Source organism: Microvirga sp. GCM10011540 (genome assembly GCF_042650665.1).
GTDB classification, from domain to species: domain Bacteria; phylum Pseudomonadota; class Alphaproteobacteria; order Rhizobiales; family Beijerinckiaceae; genus Microvirga; species Microvirga lenta.
Window position 1 is genome coordinate 21,854 of the sequence record NZ_JBHSBQ010000034.1, and the last position, 6,884, is coordinate 28,737.

Annotated in this window: 5 protein-coding genes; 4 read left to right on the top strand and 1 reads right to left on the bottom strand. The window is 62.2% G+C overall.

Annotation, left to right across the window (positions count from 1 at the left end; genetic code table 11):
- Positions 1–404 precede the first annotated feature (404 nt).
- Together ACFOYU_RS12335 and ACFOYU_RS12340 are read left to right on the top strand one after the other, a co-directional pair.
- Entirely contained in the window at positions 405–2,102 is a 1,698-nt protein-coding gene (locus ACFOYU_RS12335; RefSeq protein WP_377033806.1) for a transglycosylase domain-containing protein, read from the top strand.
- Positions 2,103–2,393: 291 nt separating this feature from the next.
- The gene (locus ACFOYU_RS12340; RefSeq protein WP_377033802.1) at positions 2,394–2,681 is read left to right on the top strand and encodes a hypothetical protein; all 288 of its coding nucleotides are present in this window, start codon (positions 2,394–2,396) and stop codon (positions 2,679–2,681) included.
- 165 nt (positions 2,682–2,846) lie between these two features.
- Here the strand turns inward: ACFOYU_RS12340 and ACFOYU_RS12345 are convergent, their stop codons facing one another.
- Positions 2,847–4,703, bottom strand: coding sequence for an ABC transporter ATP-binding protein (locus tag ACFOYU_RS12345; protein WP_377033803.1), 1,857 nt, complete (start codon positions 4,701–4,703; stop codon positions 2,847–2,849).
- A 188-nt stretch (positions 4,704–4,891) separates the two neighbouring features.
- Between ACFOYU_RS12345 and ACFOYU_RS12350 the strand changes: the two genes are divergently transcribed.
- Together ACFOYU_RS12350 and ACFOYU_RS12355 are read left to right on the top strand one after the other, a co-directional pair.
- Positions 4,892–5,299: a cupin domain-containing protein gene (locus tag ACFOYU_RS12350; RefSeq protein ID WP_377033804.1), complete on the top strand. Its 408-nt coding sequence runs from the start codon at positions 4,892–4,894 to the stop codon at positions 5,297–5,299.
- 77 nt (positions 5,300–5,376) lie between these two features.
- Positions 5,377–5,874, top strand: coding sequence for a cupin domain-containing protein (locus ACFOYU_RS12355; RefSeq protein WP_377033805.1), 498 nt, complete (start codon positions 5,377–5,379; stop codon positions 5,872–5,874).
- Positions 5,875–6,884: the final 1,010 nt, after the last annotated feature.

The window sequence follows — 6,884 nt, forward strand, 5'->3', positions numbered from 1 at the left end:
GCAACTTGTGCGACAGTGTGCTCAGAGCAATGTGCGTTTCTCAATAGCGGATGGCGATACCCCGATAGATACTCGGCCTCAACAGAGCGACTTGGCTATAACAGCATACCGGTTTCAGCCACAGTTTTCGTGTTTGTAGGAAGTCTCTGCGCCGAATCGGTCGGCGCGTCACAGGGCCTCAAATGACCCGCGCTCTGGCTCTCGCCACTGCTTTCCTGCTTGCCAGCCTTTCCCAAGTCCCCGCCGCACAGGCCGCAGATCCCTCTCATTTTTGGGATCTGCAGCCTCGGTCGCTTCGGCTCCTGGTTGCCTCCCCGCAGGTAATGGTCACCCGAACTGAAATAGGATGGGATGCCTATTGCCGCTGTCCGGTAGTCCTCGCACCATCCGAGATCCCTGACGTGATGAAGAAAGCGATCGTGGCCGTAGAGGACAAGCGCTACTTTGACCACGGCGGTGTTGATGTGGTTTCGCTGCTGTCCGTCTTCAAAGGCGGCCTCACCCGGGGCGGTAGCACGATTCCGATGCAGCTTCTCAAGAACCTGGTGTTCCATGACTTGCGCAGGAGCGATGCGCTCACGCGTCTTGAACGCAAAGGCGCGGAAGTCTGGTACGCCGGCCTCTTCGACGGGGCGGTGGGGAAGGAGGAACTCCTGGCCGCCTACCTGAACCAAGTTGAATTCGGCGGACGGGATATTGTCGGACTGTATCGGGCAAGCCGGCACTACTTCCGCAAGGAGCCCAAGGATCTAACGCTCTACGAGGCAGCCATGCTGGCGGGGATGGTCAAGGCCCCCGCCCGGCTCAATCCCTTGCGCGAGAGAACCCGGGCACGGGCGCACGAACGCGCACTTCTCGTCCTGAAGCTCATGGCCGAGCAAGGCATGATCACCGAGAAGGAGCGGCGCCAGGCCGAGAAGGCTCGAATCCGCCCCGGCATGCTGCCGGATTTCAAGATCCAGCCGCAAGCCTTCACCGAGTGGGTGGTGGAGACCTGGGGGGACAAGTACGTACAGCCGGGGGAGACAGTTCGGTTCTTCGTCACCCTGAACCCGCGGGTTCAGCACATGGCGGAGCAACATCTGAACCAGCTCGCCAAGGAAGGAGCCGTGCCGCCCACCTACGATGCCGGTGCGGTGATGATGGCCCCCAATGGGCGGGTGCAGGCGATGGTGGGCTCCGTCGACTGGTCTCGGCGGCAGTTCAACAATGCCGTGAAGGGCAGCGTGCAGGCTGGCTCAACGGCCAAGTTGCCGCTGCTGATCGCGGCCTGCGAGGCGGGCAAGACTCCTGAAAGCCGGGTCATCGACCGGCCGGTAAGGGGAACCTGGCCGGCGAACGGCAAACTGGGCTACCAGGGGCAGACAACGCTGAAGGAGGCCTTTGCCTCATCACGCAATGCCGCGGCCGTGCGGCTGGCGCAGGAGATCGGGATCGACGCCGTCGCCGAGGTCAGCCAGCGCATCGGGATCGATCCTGGCCCTGCAGATGACGCGGGTTTTGTCCTCGGCTCCTACTCGAGCAATGTCATGTCCATGACGGCCGCCTATACGACCGTGGCCAACGGCGGCTATCGCGTCGCCCCATCGGGCGTGCTGGCGGTAGTCGACGGTCGTGGCCGGGTCCGGGCGGACTTTCTCACGACCATGCGCAAGAGGGTCATCCCGGAGGGATGCGTCGAGCCGACCCGTGCCGTCCTGCGCGAGGTGGTCCAGAACGGGACTGGACGAGCGGCGCAGATGAAACGCTGGGCGGCCTACGGAAAGACCGGCACCTCGACCGGCAATGCCGATGCCTGGTTCATCGGCTGGAGTGAGCAGCGGGTGTTCGGGATCTGGATGGGGCGCCGCCGCGGAGAGAACGGGCCGGCCCTCGCTGGTGCCGGTGCGCCCGCTGCCTACTTCGGGCGCGTCGCCACGGCGGTGAATGAATGGTCCGCGCGCCAGCAGAGGCTTGAAGAGCAGCGACTGGTGAACGCGCGCCCCAAGAGAGGTTTCGAGCCGGGCAAGATCGTCGATTGGCTCTCTTCACTTCCGCAAATCATGACCAAACCTGGAGTGCCGTCGATTCAGGAAAAACCGCTCAACGACAAGAGAGCCTAATCCGTCTCTCAGGCGGCAAGGCCCTTCATGCGCGCGGGGGGCCGCGCCCTCCTGCTCACAGCCCGGCTTTATCGTCCAGGAATGTTTCGAACAGTTGCTCATGGCCCATCTGGCCGCCTTTGAGCATCACGAACATACCGTCCCGCGACGAATACCAACAGGGGTTAATCATGCTGCAGGAAGGGCTGCAACACTATCTTTATGGATCAGTGAGCCCGGGAGAGAACCAGATCCTCTCGAGCGGCGTTGAACTTTCATAGGCTGCTTAGCGCTTAGAAGTGAGGTTTAGCCGTGTTGAGTTTTGAGGCCGTTGAAGAGGTCTGTGAAAGCAGACAGACGTCGCTTGTCATCCACCCAGCGATCCGTCGCGCAATCAAAGGCTACGAGGAAAGCTTCTACGTCGGATTGCGCTGCTACCTGACGGGAGAGTCCGATGGCGTGTACTTCCTCCCTCTCTGCGGAGGTGGTTACGCGCGTCTCATTTTCTCGAAGCGGGTCTCTTCCGGAGGGCATAACCTCCTCAGAATTGACCCGCTGGCCAATGAGGGGCTGGCGCGGATCAAAGCCTCTTTGGATTAACCAGACTTGGCACAACAGCCCCCCATTTCCTCGGCGGAGCGTCGCGGGTCCTGGATTTCGGCATCGGGGCAGTGACGTGCGAGCGGAGATGCGGCTGTCATGCCAGACGCGGCGCTCGCCCGTATGGTGGGGCAAGCCCTACAAATGCTAGGAACAACGGTACTCTCACCGATAGCCAGAGGCCTGCAGATCGAACAGCTCTGCGTAACGCCCACCCGAGGCAACAAGCTCGTCGTGCGAGCCCGCCTCCACGACCTGCCCGTTCTCCAGAACGAGAATGCGGTCGGCCATGCGCACCGTCGAGAACCGGTGCGAGATCAGAACTGCGGTCTTTCCCAGGCTCAAATCCCGGAACCGCTGGAAGACTTCGTATTCCGAGCGGGCGTCGAGAGCGGCGGTCGGCTCGTCCAGGATGAGCACCTCGGCATCCCGCATGTAAGCCCGAGCGATCGCGATCTTCTGCCATTCGCCCCCAGAGAGGTCCCTCCCCTCATGGAACCGCTTTCCGAGCGGCTGGTCATAGCCGCGGGGCAAGCGTTGGATAATGCGGTCGGCGAGGCTGCGCTCCGCCGCCTGTTGGATCCGGGGACGATCACTGGTAGCCTCGATCCGGCCCGTCCCGATGTTCTCGGCGGCTGTGAAATGAAACCGCACGAAATCCTGAAAGATCACGCCGATATGGCGCCGCAGGTCGGCCAGATCGTATTCACGCAGATCGTGGCCATCGAGAAGGATTCGTCCCTCGGTCGGGTCGCAGAGGCGGGCTAGGAGCTTCACGATCGTGGTCTTGCCAGCCCCGTTCTCTCCGACCAGAGCCACGACCTCACCGGTCCTGAGCGTCAGGCTCAGGTGACGGACCGCCCAGCGATCTGAGTCCAGGTACCGGAAACCCACGTTCTCGAACTCAATCCCTAACCGCATCGTCTGCGGGAACGGCCGCGGGTTCCGGGGTGAGGCGATGCCCGGGCGGACATCGAAGAACGAGAATAAATCTTCCAGGTACAGCGCCTGCCCCGCAATCTGGGAAAACCGCAGAAGCAATCCCTCGAGCAGGCCGCGCAGGCGTAGGAACGAGCCGGACAGGAACGTCAGGTCGCCGAGGCTGAACTCGCCCTGGACTGTCCGCCATGCGATCAGAGCATAGGCGAGGTAGTAAGCGCATGATGCGAGGGCCGCAAAGAGCGTGCCCCATGCAGCCCGGCGGATCGCAAGCCGTCTGTTGTCCGCATACATACGGTCAGCGAAGCCCCTGAATCGCTCGACCAGGAAGGCGTTGAGACCAAAGAGCTTGACCTCCTTCGCGGTTTCGACGCTCGACCCGAGATAGCGGATGTAATCGAGCTGGCGCCGTTCCGGCGTGCGAAAGTAATTGAGCCGGTAGCCTTGGGCGTTGAAATGAACCTCGCCGACAAAGGCCGGCAGAAGAGCGAGGATGATCAGGCCGATGAGCCAGGGCGCATAGGCCAGCAGGCCGGCCGCGAGCGACAGGACCGTGAGCACGTCCTGGACCTGCCCGAAAATCTGAGTCAGGAGCGTGGTTCGCCCCGTGACCTGACGGCGGGCGCGCTCCAAGCGGTCCTGCTGATCGCTGCTTTCGAACTGCTCGAGATCCAGCGTCGTCGCATGCTCCATCAGGCGCACGCTGGCGAAGTTGCTGTAGCGCTCGGACAGGAGACCGTCGACGAGAGAGCTGGCCCGCCCCAGAAGATCAGCCATGATGGCGAGGGTCAGCTCCAGAAGGAGCAGCCCGCCGAGAACATCGAGCCGGCCGCTCCCGATCAAATCGCCGAGGCTGCCGCGTGGCGAGGGGAGTCGGGTCTGGACCACGACCTCATCGATGATGAGCTTGCCGACATAAAGGACCAGAATAGGTAGGGCCGAGCGGGTCAGCCGCAACCCGAAGCTCGCGATCGTGAGCCCAGGGCTGGCCTGCCAGACCAGACGAAACAGGGACGGGAGGTGACGCAAGGCACCGATCCGCTCACGCAGGGAGCGGCTGGTGGGGAACACGGAAGCGGCCATCCCATTAAGATGGGAGTCCGAGGCCCCTTCGTCGAGCCAAGGGCTTGCCGCAGCCGGGTTGGCCCCTTTGCGAATGTTGCCGCACGTGCATAGTCTCCCCGTGCAGACCCCAAGCCGAGCACGCTCCGGCTCGGAGTCTCGAGTCACATCAGCCGTGAAGCGGTGAAACGCTCTTGAGGAGATCCCCCATGGACATCCGAGTTGCCGGTTCGATCGTAACCAGGCGCGCTCCCGCGGATGCCTTTACCGGCACGGTCTGGCACGACCCGATCATCGATGCGCCGGCCCCAGCCCGGGTTCGCGCCGCCCGCGTAAGCTTTGAGCCCGGTGCCCGCACCGCGTGGCATACGCACCCGCTGGGCCAGACCCTGCATGTCCTCTCCGGGGTCGGCCGGATTCAGACCTGGGGTGGACCTGTCCGGGAGATCCGGCCGGGCGACACCGTTTGGATCCCTCCAGGCGAGAAACACTGGCACGGAGCCTCACCCAGCATCGGCATGGTGCATCTGGCTATGCAGGAGGCGCTGGACGGATCCCATGTTACCTGGATGGAGCATGTGAGCGACGAGCAGTACAGGACGGCACCGGAGGCCTGAACCGGGCTTCCTCCCCCTCGGCTCCTTGCTCGTGATCCGATGTAAGGACGAAAAGTCAGACAGTCTTGGAGAGCGCTATGACAGACCACGACCATGACAGCCACCACGATCAGCATGAGCACTGGAAGCACCATGGCGTCCAGGTGATCAAAGGCGACCGGCTCGATCCGAACACCGCCCAGACCCCGGGCATGTTTCGCCAGGCCGCGATCAATCATGCCCGGGTGGGGGCCCAGAAGATCTGGGCGGGCACGGTTTCGATCCAGCCGAATGCCAAGACTGGGGTGCATCATCACGGCGAACTGGAGAGCGTCATATATGTGGTGCGGGGCAAGGCTCGTATGCGCTGGGGCGAGCGGCTGGAGTTCGTCGCCGAGGCCGGACCCGGGGATTTCATCTATGTGCCGCCCTTCGTGCCCCATCAGGAGATCAACGCCAGTCCCGACGAGCCTCTTGAATGCGTCCTGGTGCGCAGCGACAACGAAGCCGTCGTGGTGAACATCACCGATGTGGACCCGGTTGAGCAGCCGGAGGAGGTCTATTGGGTCGATCCTATTCACAAGCAGCCAGAATAGGGTCAAGATGGTGCCTTGCGGGTGCTGTCAAGTTAGCTGCGGAAAGGCAAAGGTGCCGTACGCCTACTTTTGGGCCAGTTTATACCAGCCTACGAGAGCAGTTCCTGTCACATCGCGCCAAACGACAAAGGCACGATCCCGCCCAGCACAGTACTCCCTGGTGGAGAGGCGATGGCGGCGAAGTCAGAAGTGATTGTGGATTAGAGTGTGGTAGCAAGAAATTGCAGGGCGTGGCGGACTGACTTGAACCGCCTCATGTGGCGTTCCCGCCGTCAGACGGGTTGACGCGATACCGTCACAGCGATTGTTCAACATGCCGGCTCAGACGATGTTCAACACCCAACAGGATCCAAGTTTGACAGTCACGATTACCCTGGGCTCGTAGCACAGGCCTTTATCAGCTTGCAAAGGAACCGCTTGGCCGCCTCGTAGCGACGGCTCTACACCAGCAGATCGAGTAAGTTGCCATACTGATCGACGGCTTGCCGAAGGTCGTTCAGCTTGACAAGGATGCAAACAAGCACCTCATCCAAGCACCACTTATCTCCGGATTGTGGCTAGCGTCGCTTGAGGCCATTGGCATAGGCCTGGCCGAAACGCAGACTCAATTCGCGGATTGTCCCTTACCTGACCACGATGCTTTGCGCTGCCAGGATCGGTTCGACCTCACGCAGGCTGACGCTGAAGCAGTGATACAGCCAAACCGGCTGTTTGACGATCCCGACCGGAAAGCCGAAGCCGAGGGGCGGGTCGGGGGCGTTCTTATGTCCGAGACGCCGCCACAGGTCCCAACCCTTGCCAACCTGACACCACCGACGTCTCCCAGCAAAAAGGCCCGGGTTTCCCGGACCTTTCCGTTTGCCGAAGCGGCAGGTCTCAATACGTGCCGAACTTGAAGTTCAGCTTGGCGCGCGCCACGAAGAACTCGTTCTCCTCGTCGCGGTTGTTCGGGACGGACACCGCCGTACGATCGGCGCCAAGAGCAGGAACGTAGCTGCCGATGAAGGTGC